Annotated in this window: 20 protein-coding genes; 19 read left to right on the top strand and 1 reads right to left on the bottom strand. The window is 56.4% G+C overall.

The genetic code is table 11. The features are described from left to right. Positions 1-198: 198 nt before the first annotated feature. The 14 genes from D2E25_RS07640 to pstB all read left to right on the top strand — a co-directional run bounded on the left by D2E25_RS07640 (position 199) and on the right by pstB (position 16,452). Complete coding sequence (locus tag D2E25_RS07640; protein ID WP_125981459.1) at positions 199-1,197, top strand: purine nucleoside phosphorylase YfiH/LACC1 family protein; 999 nt, start codon at positions 199-201, stop codon at positions 1,195-1,197. Positions 1,198-1,335: 138 nt separating this feature from the next. Then, the gene (locus tag D2E25_RS07635; RefSeq protein WP_125981457.1) at positions 1,336-2,319 is read left to right on the top strand and encodes an IspD/TarI family cytidylyltransferase; all 984 of its coding nucleotides are present in this window, start codon (positions 1,336-1,338) and stop codon (positions 2,317-2,319) included. A gap of 70 nt (positions 2,320-2,389) precedes the next feature. Next, a complete protein-coding gene (locus tag D2E25_RS07630) occupies positions 2,390-3,067 on the top strand; it encodes a pyroglutamyl-peptidase I (RefSeq protein WP_125981455.1) in 678 nt (225 codons plus the stop codon). Between the two features lie 145 nt (positions 3,068-3,212). Then, positions 3,213-4,637: a DivIVA domain-containing protein gene (locus tag D2E25_RS07625; protein WP_125981453.1), complete on the top strand. Its 1,425-nt coding sequence runs from the start codon at positions 3,213-3,215 to the stop codon at positions 4,635-4,637. A gap of 256 nt (positions 4,638-4,893) precedes the next feature. Further along, positions 4,894-6,240 carry a C1 family peptidase gene (locus tag D2E25_RS07620; protein ID WP_125981450.1) on the top strand — a complete coding sequence of 449 codons (1,347 nt, stop codon included), beginning with the start codon at positions 4,894-4,896 and terminating at the stop codon, positions 6,238-6,240. A gap of 367 nt (positions 6,241-6,607) precedes the next feature. After that, on the top strand, positions 6,608-7,744 hold the full coding sequence (locus D2E25_RS07615) for a 3-deoxy-7-phosphoheptulonate synthase (protein ID WP_125981447.1): 1,137 nt from the start codon (positions 6,608-6,610) through the stop codon (positions 7,742-7,744). Between the two features lie 133 nt (positions 7,745-7,877). Further along, positions 7,878-9,080, top strand: coding sequence for a 3-deoxy-7-phosphoheptulonate synthase (locus D2E25_RS07610; protein WP_125981445.1), 1,203 nt, complete (start codon positions 7,878-7,880; stop codon positions 9,078-9,080). A 30-nt stretch (positions 9,081-9,110) separates the two neighbouring features. Then, the gene (mtnN, locus tag D2E25_RS07605) at positions 9,111-9,818 is read left to right on the top strand and encodes a 5'-methylthioadenosine/S-adenosylhomocysteine nucleosidase (protein ID WP_125981443.1); all 708 of its coding nucleotides are present in this window, start codon (positions 9,111-9,113) and stop codon (positions 9,816-9,818) included. A 157-nt stretch (positions 9,819-9,975) separates the two neighbouring features. After that, positions 9,976-11,304 carry a sensor histidine kinase gene (locus D2E25_RS07600; RefSeq protein ID WP_125981441.1) on the top strand — a complete coding sequence of 443 codons (1,329 nt, stop codon included), beginning with the start codon at positions 9,976-9,978 and terminating at the stop codon, positions 11,302-11,304. Positions 11,305-11,446: 142 nt separating this feature from the next. Beyond that, positions 11,447-12,151, top strand: a complete 705-nt coding sequence (locus tag D2E25_RS07595) for a response regulator transcription factor (protein WP_125981439.1) — start codon at positions 11,447-11,449, stop codon at positions 12,149-12,151. Positions 12,152-12,409: 258 nt separating this feature from the next. Further along, positions 12,410-13,546: a phosphate ABC transporter substrate-binding protein PstS gene (gene pstS / locus D2E25_RS07590; RefSeq protein ID WP_125981437.1), complete on the top strand. Its 1,137-nt coding sequence runs from the start codon at positions 12,410-12,412 to the stop codon at positions 13,544-13,546. 107 nt (positions 13,547-13,653) lie between these two features. Then, entirely contained in the window at positions 13,654-14,607 is a 954-nt protein-coding gene (gene pstC / locus D2E25_RS07585; protein WP_125981435.1) for a phosphate ABC transporter permease subunit PstC, read from the top strand. After that, the gene (gene pstA / locus D2E25_RS07580; protein ID WP_125981433.1) at positions 14,604-15,614 is read left to right on the top strand and encodes a phosphate ABC transporter permease PstA; all 1,011 of its coding nucleotides are present in this window, start codon (positions 14,604-14,606) and stop codon (positions 15,612-15,614) included. Before pstC ends, pstA begins: the two co-directional genes overlap by 4 nt. A gap of 58 nt (positions 15,615-15,672) precedes the next feature. Beyond that, positions 15,673-16,452: a phosphate ABC transporter ATP-binding protein PstB gene (gene pstB / locus D2E25_RS07575; protein ID WP_125981431.1), complete on the top strand. Its 780-nt coding sequence runs from the start codon at positions 15,673-15,675 to the stop codon at positions 16,450-16,452. Positions 16,453-17,131: 679 nt separating this feature from the next. On the opposite strand, the gene D2E25_RS07570 is transcribed toward pstB, so the two are convergent. Beyond that, positions 17,132-18,031 (bottom strand): endonuclease domain-containing protein, encoded by a 900-nt coding sequence (locus D2E25_RS07570; protein ID WP_125981429.1) that lies wholly within the window; start codon positions 18,029-18,031, stop codon positions 17,132-17,134. A gap of 274 nt (positions 18,032-18,305) precedes the next feature. Here D2E25_RS07570 and D2E25_RS07565 point away from each other — a divergent pair, with 274 nt between their 5' ends. From D2E25_RS07565 to D2E25_RS07540, 5 genes are all read left to right on the top strand, one after another. After that, complete coding sequence (locus D2E25_RS07565; RefSeq protein WP_125981427.1) at positions 18,306-19,703, top strand: NCS2 family permease; 1,398 nt, start codon at positions 18,306-18,308, stop codon at positions 19,701-19,703. 328 nt (positions 19,704-20,031) lie between these two features. Then, entirely contained in the window at positions 20,032-21,342 is a 1,311-nt protein-coding gene (locus tag D2E25_RS07560; RefSeq protein WP_125981425.1) for an MFS transporter, read from the top strand. A 327-nt stretch (positions 21,343-21,669) separates the two neighbouring features. Then, positions 21,670-22,191: a 50S ribosomal protein L10 gene (gene rplJ, locus D2E25_RS07550; RefSeq protein ID WP_125981423.1), complete on the top strand. Its 522-nt coding sequence runs from the start codon at positions 21,670-21,672 to the stop codon at positions 22,189-22,191. Positions 22,192-22,296: 105 nt separating this feature from the next. Then, positions 22,297-22,680, top strand: a complete 384-nt coding sequence (gene rplL / locus D2E25_RS07545) for a 50S ribosomal protein L7/L12 (protein WP_125981421.1) — start codon at positions 22,297-22,299, stop codon at positions 22,678-22,680. Positions 22,681-23,001: 321 nt separating this feature from the next. Then, a complete protein-coding gene (locus tag D2E25_RS07540) occupies positions 23,002-24,498 on the top strand; it encodes a variant leucine-rich repeat-containing protein (RefSeq protein WP_125981419.1) in 1,497 nt (498 codons plus the stop codon). The last annotated feature ends 3 nt before the right edge of the window (positions 24,499-24,501 follow it).

Raw genomic sequence — 24,501 nt, 5'->3', positions numbered from 1 at the left:
CCCCTTAGGGTTGTAGATAGACCGGATATGCACACAACGACGCAAATGATCTGGATAGGTACACATTGAGGGTGTGGCAATAGACCGGATATGCACACAACTGTGGAAATGATCCGAATAGGTACACATTGCAGGTGTGGGAATGGTCCGGATTTGCACACTTAGGAGAAATGCTCCGATCACGCTACAGTAGTCGGCATGAGCAATGAGCAGTATGATGACGAGATTCTTGACAGCAACAAGATCAGCTCGACCGATCGGGACGGTAACCCGATTCCGGTAACGATCCCGATCGCACTCGCTCCCGGTATCACCGCCGTATATACAACGCGCCTCGGCGGTTTAAGCACCGGTGATTTCGGCAACTGTAACCTCGGCGGTAAATCCGGCGACGATCCAACCGCCGTACTATCCAATCGTGTCGCGCTCGCTCAGGCGGTAGGAGCACGGCTGTCGCTGATTTCACAAGTGCACTCCGGTGTTGCCGTAGACGTTGATGATTCGTTCGAAATCAACACGCCGTTCGGCTTCGATGTCTCCGGAACAAGGGGAGTAGAAGGCGATGATTCAGCCGCAGCTCCAGTGGTGAAAGAAGCTGACGGTCAAGTCACCAGCCAAGCCGGTATTGCTCTCGGCATGTTCGCTGCCGACTGCCTGCCCGTACTGCTTGCCGACCCCGAAACCGGCATTATCGGCGCATGCCACTGCGGCCGCCGCGGACTCGAGAAGGGCGTAATCAGCGCAACCGTTGAATTGATGAAACTCAAAGGCGCTGAACCGTCGCGCATTGTAGCCACACTCGGCCCGCGTATTTGCGGCGACTGCTACGAAGTTGGCGACGACATCGCTGACAAGTTCGAAAAGCGCTTCCCCCTCACCAAAACCACCACGCGCTTCGGCGGTGCCGGCATCGATATTGCCGAAGCTGCGATGATCGACCTCGCATTCGCTGGCGTGAGCAAAGTCGTCGATTCAATGCCACGCGTTCACGCAGCCACCGAGTATCTCGACCACGATCTTGAACTTGACGAGCTGTGCCGCGCCGACAGTGAAGGCCCATCGCTGCATGAGCGCTTGGAAGTCATCCAGCACAGTATGTGCACGCTGGAAAATCCGCTGTGGTATTCGCATCGCCGCGCATCGCTCGCTGGCAAAACGCATGAAGGTCGTATGCTCGCCCTTATCGTGCGGCACTAAGGCGCTCAACAGTACGCCACGCAACACACGCAACATCGCATACTGCGCGCGCGGATTGCACAGTTTTCCGCATATTCCGTGCAGATGGGCGCATGCTGACTACAGCCAGTGAGCATGCGCTCTACGGTGGAACACAGTATGACCGAGAGAGAATCAGAACAAGAGCAAGAGAATCACATGCCTGAAAACGCCGCTGAATCCGCACCTGCAAAACCGCAAACCGTGCCCGTTGTGGCCGTAGTACTCGCAGCCGGCTTTGGTACTCGATTCGACCCGAATAATCCCAAGCAGCTTGTCTCCGTTGGTGGCAAGCCAATCGTATGCTGGAGCATCGAAGCATTCGAAACCAATGCGCGCGTCAGTGACATTATCGTCGTCGTCAACCCGCAGGTACGCGGCGAAGTAGAACGCTTAATCGACGAAGCCGGCTACCCGAAAGTGCGCATGATTATTAACGGTGGCCGCGAACGTGTTGATAGCACTGCGGCTGCGCTCACCGCACTCGCCGACGCAGGCATTCCCGCGAACGCGAAGATTCTGATTCACGATGCTGTGCGCCCCTTCGTTGAACAGCGTTCGATTGACGGTTGCATCGACGCGCTTGACGAACTCGACGCTGCCACCGTAGCGTACGCGAGCACGGACACGGTACTGTTGACTGAATTCCGCGACGGACGCAAGGTAGTACGCCAGGTTCCCGATCGCCCGCACACGTTCCGCGCGCAAACGCCGCAAGCATTCCGTTTCGACACGATTCGTCACGCGTACGAGCTCGCCTCGGCCGACCCCGGATTCCACCCCACTGACGATACGCGCGTCGTCGTTGACTACATGCCTGATTCAGCGGTTGCCGTTGTTGACGGCAGCGAATCGAATTTGAAAATCACTACGATGGCTGATATTCCAGCCGCTGAACGGATTGCCGCACAGCGACTCGGGCTGCCAGCTATGACGTCTGCCACCGTGTCGAACGCGTTTGGCCCTGAAGCTACCGGAGCGCCCATGGGACCGGTTGACCCGGTAACGGGAGCGCCTGCAAACATGTCGCATATGACGCGTGAAGAAGCCAAAGCGCGCATGCATGCGATTTTCGCGCAAGCCGCCTCTCGCATGGGCCGTTGACGCTCGCTGGCTACAAGACTCGGCCGCTATGAGCCTGGTACCATCCGCCGCGGCCGTTACACTGGGGCGTATGCAGCAGCTCAATGTCGTGATTTCTGGATTCGATCAATACGAGGGCGTTGACGTGAACCCCTCGTTCGAAGTGCCCAACGCGCTCGCCAAACAAGGATTAGGCGAGATCGCTGACATTGACGATCCACTGCATGATGTTGACGTATCGATCAGCGCAGTCAGTCTGCCAGTCAGCTTTGCGAACGCGTGGCCGACTCTGCGCGAAGCCATTGACGCCACCCGACCAAACATTGTGATCGCCACTGGTCTCAAGCACGCAGCGCACAGTGTCGCGCTCGAACGCTGCGCGACAAACCTCATGAACGCAGCCAAACCCGACGCAGATAATGCGTTGCCACGATTCGAGTCGATTATTCCCGACGGTCCTGCCGCCTATTGGACGCGTCTACCATTGCGCGCGATTATCAACGATTTCGCACATGATGCCATTCCAGCCACCCTCAGTTCTGATGCAGGCACCTTCGTGTGCAACTCACTGTTCTACCATCTGCTCAACTGGGCAAGCACACAAGATCGTGTGCTCGCAGGCTTCGTGAGCTTCCCACTGGTAAACGGTACGAGTCACCGGCAGCATGGATTATCACTCGACCAGCTGGTGCTCGCGGGCCGTGACGTAGTGCGCGAAGCAGTTCGCTACTATTTGCAGCCGTCTTCACGCGATATTTTGATCGCGTAATGAGCCACGCTCAACCCGCTGACACGCTCATGTGTGTACGTTCACAAAATGCTTGACATGGCCGGCGCTTCTCCGCGCGATGATGGGCTACAGTCTTGTGTGGTTGTCAAACAAGTGTGCAGGGTTATGGCGAAAGGAACCGAACATGGCGGACCAGTTCCCGATTGTCCTTCGTGGATACGATAAAGAGCAGGTCGACAAGGCGTTTGCGGCGGCACAGTCCACGTTGAACGCGCTCAGGGCGCAGATCAAGCAGGATGGCGATCGTGTGCTGCAACTGCAGGCTAAGCTGCAGGAAGAGCGCAACAGGCAGTCGTCAAAGGGTAACTCGTTCGCTTCCCTCGGCGCCAACGCTCAGCAAATGCTCGCCTCGGCCGAACAAACCAGTACTGAACTGCTTGAACGTGCCAAGCAGGATGCTGCCGCTACGCGCGTTTCCGCACAAGCACAGGCAGAAACCTTGATTAACAACGCCAAACTCGATGCCCAGCACATCGTCGACGACGCCAAGGCGAAAGCACACACAATTACCGAAACGGCTACGAATCAGGCGCAAACCATCACGACCACGGCGCAGCAGGATGCTGCCCAGCTGCGTGCGGAAACCGCTCGAATCGTTACTGAACAGCGTCAGTCCACGGATCTTGAGCTCACGAATTCGCGTGAAGAGCACGATAAGCGTCTTGCTTCCGAGCGCGCAAAGCAAGAGCGTGAAATCTCTGACATGAAGGCAGAAGCCACTCAGCAGGTTGCTCAGCAGCGCAAGGCTGCCAATGAGGAGATCGCCAAGCTCAAGTCTGAGTCCAACGATCAGATTCAGGCTGCGCTCGCGGAAGCGAATAAGAAGCTGTCTGATGTGCGCGAACAAGTCTCGAAGATGATGGCCGATGCACAGCGCAAGGCTGGCGAAATCATTGACGCTGCTAAGGCGCGCGCGCAGGAGATTCGTGACGATGCTGAAGTGCATCGTACGAAGACGATGAGCCAGGTGAACGCTGAAGTTGAGCAGATTCGTACCGATATTGCTGCCCAGCAGGATGAGGCGACGAAGAAGGTGAGCGAGCTGCTTGACTCGCTCGAGGAGCGTCGCGTTGCTGCGAAGAAGGAAGCTGACGAGCTGGTTGGCCAGGCCAAGGTTGTGCGCGAGGATGCTGACACGTATGCGGCAAGCAAGCGCAAGGAAGCTGACGATCAGGCAGCTGCAATCTTGAAGAAGGCAAGCGAGGAAGCCGCGCAGCAGATCGAAACCCGTCGCAAGGCTGCACAAAGCGAGCTTGAAGGACTCAACACGCATATTGCCGAACTGCAGTCGCGTGAAGCCGCGATCACGCAGCGCGTTTCCGAGCTGCGCTCGATGTTCACGCAAGCGTTCAGCGGTTTCGCCTTCATGGCTGAAAACGGTGGCGCACAAGCAGCCGGCGAGCAGGATGGCAATGCGCCAGAAGCTGCGCAGTCTGCACAGTCCGCACAGTCTGCACAGTCTGCACAGTCTCATGAGCACGCACAGGGTGCTGACAGTGCCGATAGCGAACATGCTGCTGAGACTCAGCATGGTGAAGGCGAGCACTGATCTTGCGGACGCGCAGATCGCCAATAATCGCACATAGCTGCACATAATACTGTGCTACAACGGCCGTGGAACCGATACGTTCCGCGGCCGTTGTGCGTTATTGGCGGGTAAATCGCGTGGATTGGAGAGTATCTCCCCTCGACGGTAGACTGCCGCATGAATGCTTTGTGCATATCGTGCGGCATTTGGCCAAACGCCGAATAGTCGCGTGTGATGCGATCGCATAACGATCGACAACATGGATAAAAGGAGCAGCATGACTGAAATCACGCCATTGTCCAGTGAAGCGCTCGACAAGATGGTTGAAGCGTTTGACGCTAACCCGACGAACCGTCTTGCCATGAACGCCGTTACCACGTCCGGCATCAACAAGGCAGCCCTGAACTATGATCGCGCACGCCGCCTGCAGCGTCGCTTCTCTGTGACCGTTGATAACGGCACGGTCACTCATCAGGATCATTCCGGACGTTGCTGGCTGTTCAGCTCGCTGAACGTTGCGCGTTTCATCGCGAAGAAGAACATGAACTTGAAGGAGTTCGAGTTCTCTCAGAACTATGCGATGTACTACGACAAGCTCGAGCGCATCAACTACTTCCTCAAGGATGTGGCCGCACTGGTAGCTGCTGGCGAGTCGGCTGACTCCCGCCTGATCAAGCACCTGCTTGACGATGTGATGGGCGACGGCGGCCAGTGGACGATGGCTATGAACGTGTACAAGAAGTACGGTGCAGTGCCGAAGGACCTGTTCCCGGAGACTGAGTCTTCGAAGAACACTGGCCCGATGAACACGCAGCTGCGCCACATGCTGCACACGGCGGTTGCGCACCTGTTCGCAGCTAAGGGCGACGAGGCGAAGACTGCTGAGATTGTTTCTGAAGCGACCGCTGCTGGCCACCGTATGCTGACGATCCACTTGGGCGAACCGCCGAAGAGCTTCGACTGGGAGTGGACCGACAAGGATGGCGAATTCCACCGCGATGGCGAACTGACCCCAGTGGAGTTCTGGCAGAAGTATGTGGGCCCGGCTGATCTGGAAAGCTACGTGTGCCTCGTGGACGATCCGCGCAAGGAGCACGCTAAGGGCAAGAAGATCGGCATCGAGCACCTGGGCAACGTGGCCGGCGGCGACCCGACCGAGTACCTCAACGTGCCGAACCAGTTCATGAAGGATTGCGTGCGTGAAATCCTGTCTGAGCAGGGTATTCCGGTGTGGTTTGGTGCTGACTGCGGCCCGTTCATGGACCGTGAGTCCGGCGCTTGGGCAACTGACCTGTTCGAGTATGGCAGCGTGTACGGCGTGGACTTCGATATGGATAAGGAAGAGCGCGTGCGCTTCTGCGATTCCGCAATGAACCACGCAATGGCGTTCGTTGGCGTGGACGTAGCCGACGACGGCAAGACTACTCGCCGTTGGCGTGTGGAGAACTCTTGGGGCGACAAGATCGCCGACAAGGGCTACTTCACGATGAGCGACGACTGGTTCACCGAGTACGTCTACGAAGTCGCCGTCCCGAAGGCACTCCTCCCCGCCGAATACCAGGCCGCCCTCAATGAACCCGCCACCATGCTGCCCGCATGGGATCCAATGGGCGCTCTTGCGTGACAACAGTCACGCAAGAGCGCGGAACCGGAAATAGAAAACAACCCAGTGGGTTGTTTTCCCGGTTCCCCGGCCGATAGGCCGGCTGCCTGAAAGGCTAGTGCGCCTGAGGTGACAGTCCGAAGGCCGGATTGAACCTCACACGTCAATATCACGGATGCGGTAGCCTTGGCCCCCTCGGCTGAGGGGGGCTGGCGGCCGTAGGCCGACTGGGGGAGCGTCCTACCGCCCAACACGGCCAAACACTAGCCTCAAAAAGCGGTCGACTGTCCCATCAGACGGTCGACCGTTTTCATATCTACCCGCGCGCAGGTAAACTAGCGCCTCTGTATGTTTGCGCCTAGCATGGGGCAGGGAGAGGAGAGTTGGTATGGCAGGTCTTCGTGGTCCGGATAGTTCTGAGGATGAGCGTCGTCTGAGCAGGAACGCAGTGTTCCCTGAAACAGTTGACGTGAACATTCGCCAGCTCGACCCGATTCCAGCTCCGCGCTATTTCCTGAAGGAACTGCCTCTCACTGATGAGATGAGCGACCTTGTGCTGCGCTCGCGCCAAGAGATTCGCGACGTGTTGCATGGCAGGGATGACCGTCTGCTCACTATCGTTGGCCCGTGTTCAATTCATGATCCAAAAGCCGCGCACGAGTACGCTTCTAAGCTTGCTGCAGTCAAGAAAGAACTTGACGATCGACTGGTCATTGTCATGCGCGTGTATTTTGAAAAGCCGCGTACGACGATCGGCTGGAAGGGTTTGATTAACGATCCTGATCTTGACGGTCGTTTCGATATTCGTAAAGGCATGTGGCTGGCGCGCAAAGTACTCACTGACGTGTTGAGCCTTGGCTTGCCAACAGCTACCGAATGGCTTGACCCGATCACGCCGCAGTATATTTGCGATCTGATCAGCTGGGGTGCGATTGGCGCGCGTAATACGGAAAGCCAAGTGCACCGCGAACTCGCCTCTGGCATGTCGATGCCGATCGGTTTCAAGAATGCGACCGACGGCTCGATTAAGCCGGCTGCTGACTCCTGTTTTGCTGCCGCATACGAACATCACTTCCTGTCGATTAACCTCGACGGTCGCGTGATTTCCGCTGAAACTAAGGGCAACCCGGATTGCCATCTGATTTTGCGCGGCTCGAACACGGGCCCGAATTACGATGCTGAATCGGTAGCGAAAGCGCTCGCCGCGCTGAAAGCGTCAAAGGCAAGCGGTCCGAGCGAACACGGTTTGATTATCGACGCTGCGCACGGCAATTGCGGCAAGGATGAAAACGTTGAAGCGCAGGTCATCGAGAATATTGCTGCTCGTGTGGCCGCTGGCGAACCGGGCATTCTTGGCGTGATGATGGAAAGCTTCTTGAAGGGCGGTCATCAGAAGCCTGCTCCGCTTGACCAGCTGGTGTACGGTCAGTCGGTGACTGATGCTTGCGTGCCGTGGGAGCGTACTGAGCAGCTGCTGCACACGCTGGCCGACGCTGTCGACGCTCGCCGTGCTGCCGCAAAATAGTCGCAGCAGCAGCTGAAACAGCAGTCGCAGTATCATCGCACAGGAATCAAGAACGAGCCTTCCTATCAGCCAAACTGTCAGGAAGGCTCGCTATTAGGTATCCTTGGGAGCAGTGAATTCCAAGGAGAGAGCGATGCAACAACAAGACGACCACATGCGGCCGTTGAATACGCCTGAAGAACTGCGTGCCATCCGTCAAGCGATGGATGAAGGCAAAAATCCGCTGATTGCCACCGACGTGCCACGTTGGGAAGACCAGGTAGGCGTAAGCCGTATTATCAACCGGCGCATTCTTGAACTTGAGCCACTGCCCACGCCAGCACAAGTGTTAAGCGAACTGCCGCTTGACAAGGCTGCGCAAGAGATCGTCGCCTATTCGCGCGATGAAATTCGCGCCTGCCTGTACGGCCAGGATGATCGTCTACTGGTGATTGTCGGCCCATGCTCAGTGCATGATCCCAAAGCAGCACTTGACTATGCGCATCGACTCGCCAAAGTCATGAAAAAAACTGAAGGCGAGCTGCTGATTGTGATGCGCGTGTATTTTGAAAAGCCGCGCACGACTGTCGGCTGGAAGGGTTTGATTAACGACCCGGACATCGACGGTAGTCACAACATTAAAAAAGGCTTGCTGCTCGCGCGCAAAACACTGCTCGGCGTGCTGGGCGAAGGCTTGGCGGCAGCAACCGAATTCTTGGAGCCGACCAGCCCGCAGTTTATTTCCGACGCGGTGAGCTGGGGTGCGATCGGCGCGCGTAACACGGAAAGCCAAGTGCATCGTCAGCTTGCTTCCGGCATGTCAATGCCGATCGGTTTCAAAAACGCTACCGACGGGTCCGTCAAGGCAGCAGTCAACGGCTGCTTTGCTTCCGCGCAACAGCACACGTTCTTCGGCATCGACCATATGGGTCGCGCGTGCGCAGTCGAAACCCTCGGCAATCCCGACTGCCATGTTGTACTGCGCGGTTCAATCCACGGGCCGAATTATGACGCTGAGTCAGTGCGCCGCGCAATGGATGATGTGCGCGCGATGATGCCCGCCGAATCAGCTGCCGCCCACGGGCTGATTATCGACTGCTCGCACGGCAACTCCGGTAAAGACGAGCACAAGCAGGCGCAAGTCGTACGCAATATTGCCAGCCGTATCGCCGCCGGCGAGCCGGGCATCACTGGCATCATGATGGAAAGCTTTATCGAAGGCGGTAACCAGCCTGCCGCACCGCTCGACCAGCTCATCTACGGCAAGTCGATCACCGACCGTTGCATCAGTTGGGACGATACCGAACAGTTACTCTACGAACTGGCCGAAGCGGTTTCCGCACGCCGCTGGAAGTGACCGAGCTGGAAGTGACAGAAAGGAACGCACATGACCACCATCGCTATTATCGGAGCGCTCAGCGAAGAAGTTGCGCTGATCGCCAGCTCACTCGACAACGTTGCACACGATCACGCCGCCAGTCTTGACATTACGCGCGGCACCATCACCACAAACGCTGGTAGCACTATCACTGTTGCAGCTACCGTCGGCGGCATGGGCTTGGTGAACGCGGCCGCAACTACGCAGCATCTGATTGACGCCTACCAGCCGGACGCAGTCATCTTCTCTGGTATCGCCGGCAATCTCAACACGCACCTGCACATCAACGATGTAGTACTCGGCGGCACACTACGCTACCTCGACACCGACATGCGACTCGTCGGCCAGTGGACGCCCGGCAGCGAAGCAGCACCCGTGGAAGAATTCCACTCTGACGATCATCTGATCGCGCTCGCCGACGAAGCGCTGAGCAGCATGGGCATCACGCATATCACCGGCATCATCGCTTCCGGCAACTATTTCGTAGACACGCCAGAGCAAGTCGCCAAAACTATTCGCGACACTGGCGCCGACGCTGTCGAAATGGAAGGCGCTGCAGTAGCGCACGTAGCAGCGCGCAACAATGTGCCTGCACTGGTTATTCGCGCGCTGAGCGACAACGCGGACACTGACTACGAAGAGTTCAAAGACTTCGATATCTCCGAATATGCGAATACTGCGGCAGCGCTCGCCGTTGATATTCTCAAACGCATGTAGCATATGCGGCCGCGCGTGGAAGATCGCGCGGCCGCACGTTTACGCGGGTGCAACGCTTGCGTGAACAGACAGCGAACTCGCAACGTAGCTGGCTGTGTTCGACTCCGCCTGCCGATAGTGTGGAACCATTCGGTGCAAGGCGAAGGACGGTGATGAAATGACGTGGCAAATCGTGAGTGTCATTGTCGTCGCGCTCGTGGTATTGGCTGCAGCAATGCCTCTGGCCTACATGTGCGGGCGTAAAACAGGCGAGCTTGAAGGGCGGCAAGCTGCCGAAGAGGAAGGCCCACATTCAGCGTTTGGCGACGACGTAGATCCCGCCGACATTGAGCAAGGAATTCTCGACGCAGGCCCAGATGCGGTAATCGTATGCGATCATGTTGGACGCGTGCGCGGCGCCACCAGCAGGCCCGAAGACACTGACCTCGTGGACGCTGGGCGCATTGTCAACCAAGAAATACTCGACATTCTGCAACTCGTTGACGCTGACGGGGAGATTCGCGAACGTGAAATCCGAGTCAGTCTCGATCTGACACGCGTCTCCGACGTGATCACCGGGCGCGGTATTACCGCCGGTGCTGCTGCTCCCTCCGACCGCTACCTGCGCGTACGTATCGGTGGTATTAGCGGCGGCCTGTACGCCGTTTTCCTCAACGATGTCACCGAACAGCGTCGCTTTGAAGAAATGCGCCGCGACTTCGTCACCAACGTTTCTCACGAATTGAAAACCCCGGCCGGCGCCATCTCCCTGCTTGCGGAGACAATCGCCGATGCGAGCGATGATCCGCAAGCCGTACGCTATTTTGCGGGGCGAGTCACCAAAGAATCTGCGCGTTTAACCGAACTGGTAAAGCACTTAATCGAATTGCAGCGCGCGCAAAATACCAACACGATGCTCGACGCGAAGCGAATTTCTACCATGTCAGTCGCGCGCGAAGCGATTAGCGAAAACATCGTGCAAGCCAACGCCAAGCATATTGCCATACGACTCTCGTTCAACGGCCATTCGCAGCCGCTAGAAGTGCCAGCGCAGAACGATACTGACGCTAGCGATACCGAGAGTATTGACAACGCTACCGACGTTGCGATTGTTGCAAACCGTGAGACGATTACCACCGCTGTAAAAAACCTTGTCGAAAACGCGATCCGCTATTCGCCGGAGAAAACAACGGTAGTAGTAGGCGTATCGCGTGATGCTAAGCGCGGCAAAGTGACGATTCACGTAGTCGATCAGGGCATTGGTATTCCCGCCGCTTCGCTTGACCGCGTGTTCGAACGCTTCTACCGCGTAGACCCAGCGCGCTCGCGGGCTACCGGAGGCTCAGGATTAGGCTTGGCGATTACCAAGCATTGCGTGCAGGAGAGTGGCGGCACGATTTCTGTATGGTCACGTGAAGGGGAAGGCTCGACGTTTACGATTGAGCTGCCAGTGGCGCCGGATGCTGCTGCTGAATCGGATGGAGCATCGGCCGCTGGGGCGTGCTGATCAAACGTAGGTGCAAAAGACGTTGCTGAACGCAATAGCAACGTAGTATGCCGAAATGGGGAAACGTTTGCAGGTAGCACGCTACGATGGTGACGGTAATGAGGTTTGAACGCAGTATGAACAAATCGTGTGAAAGGCAAAAATGACGCGCATTCTCATCGTTGAAGACGAGGAATCGTACCGGGAGCCACTGGTCTACCAGCTGACGCGCGAAGGCTACGAGGTATCCGCTGCTGCAAGTGGCGAAGAAGGTCTCGAATTATTCACCAAAGGTGGCATCGACCTGGTGCTACTCGACCTGATGCTGCCCGGTATTGACGGCACTGCATTGTGCCGCCGTATCCGCGAGCAAAGCCGCGTGCCGATTATCATGCTCACCGCGAAAAGCGCAGAAATCGATAAAGTCGTCGGCCTCGAAATCGGCGCTGACGATTACGTCACGAAGCCGTACTCGTTCCGCGAACTGCTCGCTCGCATCCGCGCCGTACTGCGCCGCAACCAAGTCGTCGCCGAATCTGCCGGCTCTGTCGAAGATGAAATTCCGCTCGTATGCGGCGATATCTCCATGCAAGTCGGCCAGCACCAAGTCACTGTGCGCGGTGAGAACGTATTCTTCCCACTCAAAGAATTCGAACTGCTCGAATATTTGATGCAAAACAAGGGCCGAGTCATGACTCGCCATCAGCTCATCGACCGTATTTGGGGCTCCGATTACGTTGGCGACACCAAAACGCTTGACGTGCACGTCAAGCGCGTGCGCTCCAAAATCGAAGTTGACCCCGCGCATCCTAAGTACCTGACCACTGTGCGCGGTCTCGGCTACAAAATCGATAATCCATTGCAGTAACCATTGCAATAAAACCGTTGCAATAAGCGCATTATCAGCGCGCTATCGCAGCAGTACAACACAGCGAATGCATTGCGCATGCAATTCGCGACTGGGCGTGCAGCACAGCGGCAGCACGGAAGATGGCAGCAAGTATCGGCAAGTGTTCATCTTCCGTTCACCGATTTCGGTCGAAGCTCCTGCTGCACGCCCATAACCTTGAAGATGTCATGAATGAACGCGGCACTTGCCGCGATGACGTTGATAGAGGGAAAAATAATGCGCAACAATGTTCTTATTCGTTCGATCGCCGCAATTTCCGGCATCGCGATGCTTGCTTCGCTCGCGGCCTGCGGTGACAACACCTCGGCTTCTTCTTCCAACAACTCCGGTTCCAGCAGCGACACCACCACTACCGAGAAGATCTCCGGTCAGTTCTCTGGTGCTGGCGCTTCTTCTCAGCAGGCTGCTGTTGAAGCTTGGATCGCCGGTTACGAAAGCGCTAACTCCGACGCTAAGGTTGCCTACAACCCGTCTGGTTCTGGCGCAGGCGTGAGCACCTTCCTGACCGGTGCTACCGCATGGGCTGGCTCTGATAAGGCTCTTGCCGATGACGAAGTTGAGCAGTCCAAGGCTGTGTGCGCTTCTGGCACCGCTTTCGATGTGCCGGTGTACATCTCCCCGATCGCTATCGTCTTCAACCTGAAGGGCGTCTCTGACGCTGGCAAGCACATCAACCTCGACGCTGATACCGCTGCCAAGATCTTCGACGGCAAGATCACCAAGTGGAACGATCCGGCTATCGCTGATCAGAACAAGGACCTGAAGCTCCCTGACACCGCGATCACCGTTGTGCACCGTTCCGATAAGTCCGGCACCACGCAGAACTTCGTGAGCTACTTCAAGGATGTTGCTCCTGACGCATGGCCTTACGACCTGTCCGAGAACTGGCCGAACGAGGTTGGCCAGGGCGCTAAGGGTACTTCTGGCGTGATCTCCACCGTCAAGCAGGCTGATGGCACCATCGGTTACGCTGACTTCTCGCAGGTCGGCGACCTGGGCACCGCAGCCATCAAGGTTGGCTCCAAGTACTCCGAGATCTCCGCTGACGCTGGCTCTAAGGTGATCGCTGACTCCAAGCTCGACGATTCCGCCAAGGGTGAGAACCGCGTGGTCGTCAAGATCAACCACTCCACCGAGGCTGAGGGCGCTTACCCGATCGTGCTTGTCTCCTACGACATCGCATGCCCGGCTTACAAGGACGCCAACACCGCTAAGTTCGTCAAGTCCTGGCTCACCTACGTGACCAGCGACGAAGGCCAGCAGACCGCCGCTTCTGCCGCCGGTTCCGCTCCGCTGCCGTCCAGCCTGAAGGACAAGATCGACGCTTCGATCAACGCCATCCAGACCAAGTGATCCGCGGTAAGCACCGGATCGAATCCCGATAGACCAAGGATGCCGCAGATCGCCAAACAACCCATCTGGCGTCTGCGGCTTCCGTCGGTTCAAGACAAGGAGAACCTGTGAGTTCGCAAGACAACGCGGCGCGTCAGGCTAACACTGGCAAAACCGGCGACATTGTCTTCAAGACGATCGCCTACGCCGCAGGTATACTCATCCTCGTGACACTCGCGGCAGTGTTTATTTTCCTGCTGTTCCGCGCGTGGCCTCTTATTGGTGGCGATCAGGCCGCCAACACTCAAACAGTTGAATCGTTCACTGGTGGCAAAGCACACAACTTCTGGCAGTATGTTGGTCCGCTGCTGTTCGGTACTGTGCTGGTCTCAGCGCTGTCGTTGATCATCGCATTCTTTATTTCTATTGGAATCGCGCTGTTCATCTCTCACTACTCGCCGAAGAAGCTCGCTGTTGTGCTCAGCTCCGTCGTCGATCTGCTCGCTGCAATTCCTTCCGTTATTTACGGTCTGTGGGGCGGTTTGATCCTCGTGCCGGCCATCGGACCGTTCTGGAACTGGGTAGCAAAGTACTTAGGTTGGATCCCGATCTTCGAAGGCCCGGCTGCCTCTCCTGCACGTACCGTTGCTACGGTCGCTGTAGTGCTAGCAGTCATGATCCTGCCGATTATCACCTCTGTGTCGCGTGATATCTTCCTGCAGACTCCGCGCCTGCAAGAAGAAGCAGCCATTGGCTTGGGCGCTACGAAGTGGGAAATGATTAAGCTCGCAGTGCTGCCGTTCGGCAAGTCCGGTATTATCTCCGCTTCCATGCTGGGCTTGGGCCGTGCACTTGGTGAGACGATGGCCGTGTTGATGATCCTGTCGCCAGGCTTGACGTACTCGTTCAAGCTGCTGCAGGCTTCGCAAAACCAGACCATTGCAGCCAACATTGCGGCTCAGTACCCGGAAGCTAACGAGCTGGGTGTGTCCACGCTGATTGGAACTGGTCTTGTGCTGTTCGTGATCACGTTCCTCGTGAACTTCATCGCCCGTAAGATCACTGAGAAAGCGAGCGCATGATGAGTGCATCTAACGCATCCGCAACTGTGAAAAAGACTGGCAAGAACCTGCCGGATATTGACTTTGACAAGTTCAAGACCACCCGCTCCTACGCTGCATCGCGTAAGGGCAAGGATCGGTTCATGAACGGTCTGATTATTCTGGCCTTCATCATCGCCTGCATCCCGTTGGTCTCTGTGTTGTGGGCGACCATCGTCAACGGCTTCAAGCGTCTGAACTTGAACTTCTTGAGCTATAACATGACCGGCGTGGTCGGTGGTAACCAAACCCCGTCTGGCGGCTACGGTGGTGTGCTTCACGCCATCATCGGTACGCTGGAAATCACGTTGGGTGCAATGATTATCTCTGTGCCGATTGGTTTGATGTGCGCTGTGTACCTTGTTGAATACGCTGATCGTCGCAGCAAGCTCGCCAAGTCTGTCAGCCTTCTGGTCGACGTGATGAGTGGTATTCCGTCCATCGTCGCTGGTTTGTTCGCATTCTCGATGTTCACCATCGTCGCTGGCCCTGGTACCATCAACGGTTTCGAAGGTTCTGTGGCTTTGTCGCTGCTCATGATCCCGACTGTGGTGAAAACCAGTGAGGAAATGCTCAAGGTTGTGCCGAACGATCTGCGTGAAGCTTCCTACGCACTGGGTGTGTCCAAGCAGCGCACGATCACCAAGATTGTGCTGCGTACCGCTCTGCCGGGTATTGTTTCTGGTGTGATCCTTGCTATCGCACGTGTTATTGGTGAAACTGCTCCGCTGCTCATGACCGCCGGTTACATCGCTTCCACGAACGTGAACCTGTTCTCCGGCCAGATGACCACGCTGCCTGTGTTCGTCTACCAGGAGTACTCGAAGCTTTCCGCCAACTGCCCTCCAGGTGCGAACGGTACTTGCGTGCCGGACATTCCGATGGAACGTTCTTGGGCTGCCGCACTGGTGCTGATCCTCATCGTTCTCATCCTCAACCTCATCGGCCGCTGGGTGGCGAAGGTCTTCGCCGTCAAGTCCGACCGGTAAGCGCTTGTGGCTCGTATTGCTGACAAGCTTAGAGCTTTAGTAAACAAAGGAAATTCACATGGGACAACGCATTGACGTCAATCATCTGAACATCTACTACGGTAACTTCCTTGCCGTTGAAGATGTCAACATCAACATCGAACCCAACAAGGTCACCGCGTTCATTGGACCGTCTGGCTGCGGTAAGTCCACCGTGCTGCGCACCCTCGACCGTATGCATGAGATCATTCCTGGCGCTCACGTCAAGGGTGAAGTGCTGCTCGAAGGCAAGAACCTGTACGACAAGGACGTGGACCCGGTCTCCGTGCGCCGCGACGTTGGCATGGTGTTCCAGCGCCCGAACCCGTTCCCGACGATGTCGATTCGTGAGAACGTGCTCGCTGGTGTTCGCCTGAACAACCGCCACATTTCCAAGTCTGACGCTGATGACCTGGTTGAGTGGGCGCTGAAGGGTGCCAACCTGTGGGACGAGGTGAAGGATCGTCTTGACAACCCGGGCATTGACCTGTCTGGTGGTCAGCAGCAGCGTCTGTGCATTGCGCGTGCTGTTGCTGTGCACCCGCAGGTGCTGCTGATGGATGAGCCGTGCTCCGCTCTGGACCCGATTTCGACGCTGGCCGTCGAGGATCTGATCAACGAGCTCAAGGGCGATTACACGATCGTGATCGTCACCCACAACATGCAGCAGGCTGCTCGTATCGCCGACTACACCGCCTTCTTCAACCTGAAGGCCGTTGGTGAGCCTGGCCACCTTGAGTACTTCGCCGACACCACGACGATGTTCAACAACCCGCAAAACGCCGAAGCCGAGCGCTACATCTCCGGTCGTTTTGGCTGATCGGTATGCAAAGGCCCCGCTTTGGCGGGGTCTTTGCATACCGATCAGCGACGTAGCTGCCGAGCCGTTAAGCGGACAGCCCAGTGGACTGTCCGTAGGCGAGGTCCCGACGAAAGTCGGGCAATATGGCAGCGCGAAGCTCCTCTATCCGCGCGACGGCTTGTGCCGTCAAGCAATCAAGCCCCGCCCCCGCGGGGCTTTTTTTATTGCTAATCTCTGCACGCGATGGCATTTTCTGTTGATTTTCCATCTCGTGCAGAGAGAATTCGCACAGGATGGAAAATCAACGTGTTTATACCATCTTGTGCCCCGTAATTGAGGGCATGAGATGGTAAATGCAGTGTTATTTTCCATCGCATGCGAAAGCTGATTCGCACGCGACGGCATTTTCTGCCTCAATTCCATCCTGTGCAGGAAATCTTCATGATTATGTGGGCACACGATGGTATATCGCACTAAAAACTCCATCTCATGCGAATATGCTTCTGCACGCGATGGTAAATCGCATCAAAATTCCATCGCGTGCGTGGATGATGCGCAGTGGTGCGTACACGCGATGGATGTCAAACGCTTGATGTCCATCGCATGCGATGCACCATAAAGAGCGTGCTGATGAGATCACATGAATGCATAGTCATGTGCTGCACTATCAATACTGCGCGTTCACAATATTTGCGATTTATAGCGTAATCAGTCGAGAATGTGGGACCTTCGACTCTAAAGGTGTAGCGACTGGGTGAAATTGGAATTGAGCGCCACGTTCTATGAGATATCGCGCTACGCGGAATGCGAATTCTGCTCGATGCGCGTTATCGCAGAGATCATCCGCAGTAATAATGATGACAATCCATCCATGACTGCGTAAACGTTCACGTTTCTCTTGATCTCTACGCCATTGTGTCTTATCGGTGCGATGATGATCTCCATCGTATTCCACAGCTACACGGCAATGTGGCCAAGCTAAATCTAGGGTCATATTTGCGCCGGATGCAAACTTTTCACCACGCACGATGTAGTTGATCTCAGGATTAGGAATCCCATGCTGTGTTACTGCAAGACGTGCTCGGGATTCCATAGGTGAGGCCACGCCCGCGCGTATGTGCGGTAAAGCTTGCAAACATGCAGTTCGGCCCGCAAAACCACGGATTTTATTGATAAATTCAGCTAAAACAGATGGAGGCTGTGCACATGCTGAGAGTACTGAATCTCCTAACGTGATCAGCTCGTCCAGCGCCAGATGCCGTGCAAGCTGAGCCCAAACATGGAATGGGTGCAAAGCGCAAACGGTTCGGTTGATATACACCACCGCAGTAGCATCTGTCGAAATTGGCTTCCACACGTGTGCGCACAGTGTGCCATCAACCGTCACAATTCGTCGCGACGGGGTACTGGCCACGGTGTGAAGAACCGTATCAGACGCGGAATAGCGAGTAGGTAGTGCAATCTCTTGCAGCTCGAGCGCAGTAGTCATGCCGAAAAGTATTGGGTTACCTCCCACTCGAGCAGAGGCTTGTGCGCAACGCTGGGTGACGTCGCGTTTGCGTTCGGCAAGAGTACCGGTGAGCGTGAGCTGATCCATATGAACACGATAGTCAATATGGCTGGTGCAGAGTGAAGTTTTGCTACAACGTGTGGATATGTTGATAACTTGTGTGTCGAGCATGACTCGTAGTGAATGCTGATGGTGATCGTGTTACCCCCGATAATCTCCATGACTTCTACGGGTGCTATGGTGAGTCCGCTTGGCAAAACTGAGCGCAGGCGAGTTGCGATTCTCGCCGGGGCTGCAGATGTGCTGAACAGAGCGCTATACAACCCCTAACAACCTAGAAAGATAGAGAGCAGGGAACCATATGGAGAAGTTCTTCCATCTCAAGGAGAACAACACCAGCGTGTCCACCGAGATTACCGCTGGTCTGACCACATTCTTTGCGATGAGCTACATCATCGTCGTTAACCCTCAGATCCTGAGCAAAACCGATATGCCGTGGGGTGGCGTGTTCCTCGCCACGATCATCGCGGCTATCATCGGCACGCTCGTCATGGGCTTGTTCGCCAACGTGCCGTACGCGCAGGCTGCAGGCATGGGCCTCAACGCGTTCTTCACGTACACAGTGTGCTTCGGTTTGGGCTTTACTTGGCAGGAGACCCTGTGCATGGTGTTCCTGTGCGGTTTGATCAACATTGTGATCACCGTGACTTCTATTCGTAAGATGATCATCGAATCGATTCCGCTCGTGCTGCAGCACGCAATCGGCGGCGGTATCGGTCTGTTCGTGGCCTACGTGGGCATGCTCAACGTCGGCTTCATCACCTTCACTCCCGGCGACACCAAGGCTGCCGGCAAGGGTCTTGCTACCACTGCAACGCCTGGTCTTGCCACGATGAACAAGCCGGTGCTGTGGGTGTTCCTCATCGGCTTGCTGCTGGCTATCGTGCTCACCATTCTCAAGGTTAAGGCTGGCCTGCTCATCGCTATCGCCGTTACCACGGTGGTCGGCATCCCGTTCGGTGTCACCAACCTTGGCCAGTCCGTCTCCGTCTCCGAAACCTTCGCACAGCTGCCGCAAACTTTCGGTGCGATCTTCACTGCGCAAGGCTTCCCGGCACTGTTCTCCAACCCGGCGCGTATTCCGCTGGTGCTGGTGACGATCTTCGCGTTCTCCATGTCCGACACGTTCGACACGATCGGCACGTTCATTGGTACCGGTCGCCGCACAGGCATCTTCTCTGAAGAAGACGAGAAGGCGCTCGAGAACGGCCACGGCTTCTCCTCCAAGATGGACCGCGCTCTGTTCGCTGACTCCATCGCTACTTCGATCGGTGCTATCTGCGGTACGTCGAACACCACCACCTACGTCGAGTCTTCTGCTGGTATCGCTGCGGGCGGTCGCACTGGCCTGACCTCCGTGGTCGTGGCGATCTGCTTCGCACTGTCCGCTTTCCTCGCGCCCGTCATCTCCGCTGTGCCGTCCGCTGCGACTGCTGGCGTGCTGGTGATCGTTGGCTGCATGATGGCTGCCAGCTTGAAGGAAATCGAATGGAGCGACATCGAAGAAGCAATCCCGGCCTTCTTCGCTGCTGTGTTTATGGCGTTCTCTTACTCCATCTCCTACGGCATCGCCGGCGGCTTCATTACCTACTGCATCGTGATGACCTGCAAGAAGAAGCCGAACAAGGTGCACCCGATCATTTGGACCGTGGCTACCCTGTTCATACTCGACTTCATCCTGATGGCGTTCCTGCAGTAATACAGCTGCGCTGAACGCGATTACGCGGTTTGCATATGTACACGCGGTCTCGTTGAGCAATCAGCGAGACCGCGTTTGTATTGGTATTACGTATTACGAGGTATTGCGACATCAGCGTTCACTATGTGACATTTTTCTTCCCTTTCCATCCTTGGAAGACCACACTATCGGACTTAGGCACAGCGGTGTGCGTCACCGCTGAGCCAAAAGCAAGCGCGTGACGCATCTTCCGCTGATCGTCGAATGGGCTTATGGCATACCACGGTTAGCCCGTATTCGGCGATAACACAAACCTGAGTAAGTGAAATCAATAGAGAGGGAAGACGCCATGTCGGCTACTGCTGTCGCGTCTACTACTGAACACGCTAAAAAAGATTCCGTGGCGGAAATCATCGCCGCGTCGATGGTCGGTACAGCCATCGAGTTTTACGATAACTACTGCTATTCGATCGCTGCCGCAAGCTACTTCGGCACGATCTTCTTCACTTCCGTCGCTAAGTCGAACCCGGCACTCGCCACGCTGATGGCATTCGTCACGTTCGCTGTTTCGTTCCTGGCTCGCCCGTTCGGCTCGCTGCTGTTCGGTCATTTCGGTGACAAGATGGGCCGCAAGAAGACGCTGGTGATCGCGCTGATGACGATGGGTATCTCCACGTTCGTCGTTGGCCTGCTGCCTGGCTATGAGCAGATCGGCGCATGGTCTGTTGTGATCCTGTGCATCTGCCGCGCCTGCCAGGGCGTGGGCTTGGCTGGTGAGTGGTCCGGTGCGGCACTGGTCGCTACCGAAAACGCTCCGGCTAACAAGCGCGCACTGTTCGGCTCCTTCCCGAACCTCGGCGCTCCGATCGGCTTCTTCTGCGCATACGGCATCAACCTGCTGCTGACCACGAGCTTCAGCAAGGAGCAGATGATCGCTTTCGGTTGGCGTATCCCGTTCCTGCTTTCTGCAGTGCTGGTGATCATCGGCCTGTACGTGCGTGCTCGCATGAGTGAAACCCCGATCTTCGCGAAGGCTGCTGCTGAAAAGCGCACTTCCAAGCACCCGCTCGCTGATCTGCTTCCGTACTGGAAGGAAGTGCTGCTGGGCACGGTTGCCATGGGTATCACTTACACGCTGTTCTACATCCTCGGCACTTGGTCCCTTAGCTATGGTGTGGCTGGCCTGAACTTCACGCAGCCGCAGTACTTGGGTATGCAGATGATCTCCGTGTTCTTCTTCGCCGCGTTCATCGTGGTTGGCTGCCTTGCTGCTGATAAATACGGCCGTAAGAAGACGCTGATCGTCTTCACTGCAGGCACGCTGATCTTCAGCTTCTTTGCTCCGGCTCTGCTGCAGCACAACCCGGTGACGATCATGCTCTTCCTGTGCGTGGGCTTCGTGTTCATGGGTGGTTTGTTCGGACCGTGCGGCGCATACCTGCCTGAGCTGTTCCCGACTAACGTGCGTTACTCTGGCGCTGGCTTGAGCTACAACCTCGCTGCAATCTTTGGTGGCGCATTCGCTCCGTCTCTGGCTACTTGGTTGGTGGAGACCCACGGCGTTATGTCCGTCGGCTGGTACATGGCTGTGATGGCTGCGCTGGCACTGGTTGCTCTGTTCCTGATCAAGGAAAGCAAGGACAAGGATTACGAGCTGTGATTGTTACAGCTTTGATCTTCTAGTCCACGTGATCGCGTGAGGCTGGGATATATCGTGTGCGACACGCCCGGGATTGACGAAAGTCAGTGCCCGGGCGTATTTTATTCATTCGTAAACCACAGACCGTTGGTTGGAGGCGTATGCCTCACGAAGTTTGGTTCGCCAAGCCAGCGCAGGTTGAGAAATATGTGCCCCGTCGCGGGTTGCCGCAAGTCGATAAGACAAACGCGGTGTGTGTTGCTCTGCCTGTGTGCAGGGCTTTTTTATTGCTCTGTTTGGCATGCTGTTCCAGCTGAAAGATCAACGGCCGATCTAGGAAGGAACGCCATGAAGAGGCCCGAAAAGGAAGCGGTGGTCGCTCAGCTTACGGAGCAGTTCCGTAACGCTGACGCTGTCTACCTGACCGAGTACCGCGGGCTTACCGTTCCGCAGGTTTCCGAACTGCGCGAAAAGCTAGGCCGCGATACTTCCTACACTGTGGCTAAGAACACGCTGGCGCGTATTGCTGCCAAGGAAGCGGGCATTGAGGGTCTTGACGACCTGCTCAAGGGCCCGACCGCCATCACCTTCGTGAAGGGCGACTTCATTGAGGCTGCAAAGACGCTGCGTGACTTTGCCAAGACCAACAAGGCTCTTGTTATCTCCGGCGGCTATGCTGATGGCACCGTCTACGATGGCGAGGGTGCAAAGAAGCTGGCGGACATGATGTCTCGCCCGCAGCTGCTGTCCAAGTTCGCTGGCGACCTCAAGGCCACGACCGCCAAGGCCGCGTACCTGTTCACCGCCCTGCCGACCAAGGCTGTGCGTACGATCGACGCTCTGCGCGAGAAGCAGGAAAAGGCAGCTTGATCCCCATGCGGCTTGCCGCATGAACTCATTCGGAAAACAAACACACATTGAGGTAGCGGGCACGTGCGAGATTGCATACCGCTGCCAGAATGAAAGGAAGCCATCATGGCTAAGTACACCAACGAAGAGCTCCTGGAAGCTTTCGGTGAAATGACCCTCGTCGAGCTCTCTGAGTTCGTGAAGGCCTTCGAAGAGAAGTTCGACGTCGAGGCTGCTGCCCCGGCTGCTGTCGCTGTTGCCGCTCCGGCTGCTGGCGCTGGCGCTGAGGAAGAAGAGAAGACCGAGTTCGACGTCGTGCTGACCGCTGTCGGCGACAAGAAGATCCAGGTCATCAAGGCTGTCAAGGCCATCACCAACGCTGGCCTGGCTGAGGCCAAGGCTCTGGTGGACGGCGCTCCGAAGGCCATCCTCGAGAAGGCTAAGAAGGAAGACGCCGAGAAGGCTAAGGCTCAGCTGGAAGAGGCTGGCGCCACCGTCGAGCTCAAGTAATGATCGCGGGAGTGAAGCCCGCACATTACCAGCGTTCGAAGCTGTTCGAGAACCCCGTTGCCGTTCTGCGGCGCGGGGTTCTCGCGTTATATCAGCAAGGTGCACACGTATCAGCAAGGTGTACACGCCTACTTATCTGCCCACTAGGTGGCTAGTACGTGATACGTAAGTGACTTGCGGAACGCGTTACAGCGTGCGACGCGCGGGGCAATGCGATAATGTTGCAATTCGTAAGCCTGTAATGCGTGAAAACACAGGGAACCATGACACAATGGCTGATAGTGTGCGAACGTACGGGAGACGTGAAAGGAAGAGCGGCACGTGAACGGTGAACAGCGGACGACGCAGCAGTGGACGATTAGGATCAACGGCGTCGACCAGATAAGCGTGAAGCCGGGCGAAAGTATTGAAATCGGTCGTAAGCCGCTGCGCCCTTTGCCTGACGACGGTCATCAGCGTCTCGAAGTGAGCGATGGCACCCGTTCCATGTCAAAGCGGCACGCGCTGTTTACTGTCAGTGGAGCAGGCAGCGGCACTCTCCGTGATCTCGGTTCCACCAACGGTTCTTACGTGGTGCGCGGCAATGGCGACTTGATGCGACTGCCAGTGCAGTCTGATTTTCTGCTGCCAACCTCGCCGATTCGTATGCAGTTCGGTGATGTGCCAGTTGACTTTATTCGCGTTGCTAAGCCGGTCAGCGAGACGTTCACCGTGCCGGACCTGTTCGGTTATGCGCTTGACACGGTGAAGCAGGAACAGCAGGAGCCTGATGCTGCTGAAATGTCAGTAGATGACATTCTTGATTTGCGTGCTGGCGAGCCGACTGCCGCGTTCAGCGCAGACACTGTGCGCCGCCGTGTGCGCGATCTGAATAATGGATTGCATGGACTGAACGGCTTAGCCGGTGCAGACGATGATGAGGATTCGATGCCTGACTCAATGCCGATTCATGTGCCAGGCGAGACGCCTAAACCAGCATCACCGCGCGATCTGTTCGCTGACGCGTTGGCTGACGATGCTGACGGTGAGCCGTCGTCGGCTGAACCTACTGAGTCTGCTGAAGAGCCAGCAGAAGTGCCGACTCAAGCACACGTTGAGGAAAGTGTTGCTACATCGGCTGATACGGGCGATGCAAATGATGCAAGTGCCGAGCAGGCATCTACCGAGCCACAAGTAGAAAGCGCAGCGCCGGCGCAAGGTGAAGCTGCACAACATGATGTGGCGGGCGCCGAAACAGTTGAAACTGTCGAAACAGCTGTTGAAGAAAACGTTACTGCGTCAGGCAATACGACCGCCGTCGATGAGCAGACAGTCACGGTCGACGTACAAGCCGGTCACTCTGATATCGCCAATACGGGCGACACAAACACTGCAGTCGAATCTGCTGCGAGCACCACTGCACAGTCACTGATCGGCGAGCAGGTTGCTGGGCAGACTGCTGCCGCAGAACGCGCCGATATTCCCGAAGAACATCGTCGATTCGCTGAGCCGTCTGTACAGCCGGATGAAACCGAAACATTCAAGCCAATATTCGAACCAGGGTCAGTGTTCGAACGTGTTTCCAAGGGGGAGTTCCGCCGCAGCGAACAGCGTATTGAAGCAGGCGGATTCACCTCCGATGATGCTAAGCGCACCTCGGACTTTACTGAACAGTTTGAAATCGCCCGCCACCCGCAGTTGCTGCCATTCTTAGCCATGAATCCATCGCTGTACGATGATTTGTACGCTTGGCTTGCAGCACAAGGCAACGCGGACATTGATGCAGCACTTGAACGAAATGCGGGATACAGGGATTACCGCAATGCGGTAGGGAAGTGAGTC

Origin of the sequence: Bifidobacterium goeldii (assembly GCF_003951095.1) — a bacterium.
Taxonomy (GTDB): Bacteria; Actinomycetota; Actinomycetes; order Actinomycetales; family Bifidobacteriaceae; genus Bifidobacterium; species Bifidobacterium goeldii.
Note: the sequence above shows the minus strand (reverse complement) of the source record. Positions and strands in the feature narration are given on the sequence as shown.